We start from the raw sequence: 1,679 nt of genomic DNA on the forward strand, positions 1-1,679 counted from the left end.
CGAGCGGATGCGCATGACGCGCGGGGCGATCAGCAAGATCGTCAAAAAGCTCATCGGCAAGGAGCTGGTGGAAAGTTATCAGGTCCTGGAGAACAAAAAAGAAATCTATTTCCGTCTCACAGAAAACGGGCGCCGCCTTTTTGACGAGCATTTGAAGTGCCATACCCAGGCGCGGTGCGAAAAGCTCGCTCTGCTGCAGGAGTTCACGGCTGCGGAGCAGGACTGTATTTTACGTTTTTTGAGCGCCATCAATGTCCAGATTGATGCCAAGGTCGCTGATGCCTGTGCGCCGTGCGCAATGGGTTGTCCGGCGTCACGGGCCGAGGGCGATCAGTGATCCCAAACTGGCGTCCCTGGGCAAGAGCGTTTGCGTGTCGATGCTTTTGCCCCGGAGGCCGAAGCTGTCCTGGAATGTTGCAAGAGTGCAAGCCACACCGCCGTGGTCCCTGTGTCGGGACGAATTCGGCGGCCATACCCAATAAGGTGTCGTTATGAATCAGGAACAGGACCGCGCTTCGCTTGCGGCTTCGTCCACCGCGTTTTCCGTCATTCTGACCATCAGCATCTGTCATCTCATCAATGACATGCTGCAGGCCCTGCTCCCGGCCATCTATCCGATTTTAAAAGATGATTTTAGCCTGAATTTTAGTCAGATCGGCCTTATCACCCTGACCTACCAGTTGACGGCCTCGATCCTGCAGCCTTTGATCGGGCTCTTTGCCGACAAGCGGCCCACGCCGCTGGCCCTGCCGAGCGGGACTCTGTTCACCCTGGCCGGGCTCGTTACCCTGGCCCTGGCCCATTCGTTCCCCGTCCTGCTGGCCGGGGCCGCCCTTCTGGGCATGGGTTCGTCTATCTTTCATCCCGAGGCCTCCCGCGTGGCGGCCATGGCCTCCGGCGGACGCCACGGGCTGGCCCAGTCCTTGTTCCAGGTCGGGGGCAACGGCGGGCAGGCCCTGGGGCCGCTGGTGGCCGCGCTGGCCGTGTCCCGGTTCGGACAGACCAGCCTGGCCGTCATCGCCCTGCTGGCCTTGCTGGCGGCCGCCCTGCTGTGGCCGGTGTCCCAGTGGTACCGGGAGCATGGGCTGGCCCGGCTCAAGCGGCGCGCTGCCGACGGCGCGGCCCTGACCCTGCCGCGCGGCAAGGCCATGCAGGGGCTCGGTCTTTTGCTGGTGCTGATGTTTTCCAAGTTTTTCTATCTGTCCAGTCTGACCAGCTATTACACCTTTTATCTGATCCAGCATTACGGCGCCTCGGTCTTTGCGGCCCAACTCCATCTGGCCCTGTTCCTGGCCTCCGTGGCCGCGGGCACCATGGCTGGAGGTTCCCTGGGCGACCGCTTCGGACGCAAGAACGTCATCTGGTTTTCCATCCTCGGTGCCCTGCCGTTCACCTTGCTTCTGCCGCACGTTGACTACGTCTGGACCGGCCCGGTCAGCATCTGCATTGGCCTCATTCTGTCCTCGGCCTTTCCGTCCATCGTTGTTTTTGCGCAGGAGCTGTTCCCAGGCAAGGTCGGAGCCATGGCCGGGCTGTTTTTCGGGCTGGCCTTCGGCCTTGGGGGACTGGGTGCCGCGATTCTTGGTCAGGTGGCCGATGCCATCGGCATCGTCAGGGTCTATGAATTCTGCGCCTACCTGCCGGCCCTGGGGCTCTTTGCGGGCTTTTTGCCGAGAATG

At 61.6% G+C, this 1,679-nt stretch carries 2 protein-coding genes; both read left to right on the forward strand.

What is annotated here, in order from left to right; genetic code table 11:
- Window positions 1-337, forward strand: a 337-nt coding sequence (locus tag EOL86_14585) for a MarR family transcriptional regulator (GenBank protein ID NCD26799.1), incomplete at its 5' end; no start/stop codon positions are given.
- Between the two features lie 154 nt (window positions 338-491).
- On the forward strand, window positions 492-1,679 hold a 1,188-nt coding region (locus tag EOL86_14590), incomplete at its 3' end, for an MFS transporter (GenBank protein NCD26800.1).

It is taken from the genome of Deltaproteobacteria bacterium (genome assembly GCA_009930495.1).
In the GTDB taxonomy this organism is placed as follows: Bacteria; Desulfobacterota; Desulfovibrionia; order Desulfovibrionales; family Desulfomicrobiaceae; genus Desulfomicrobium.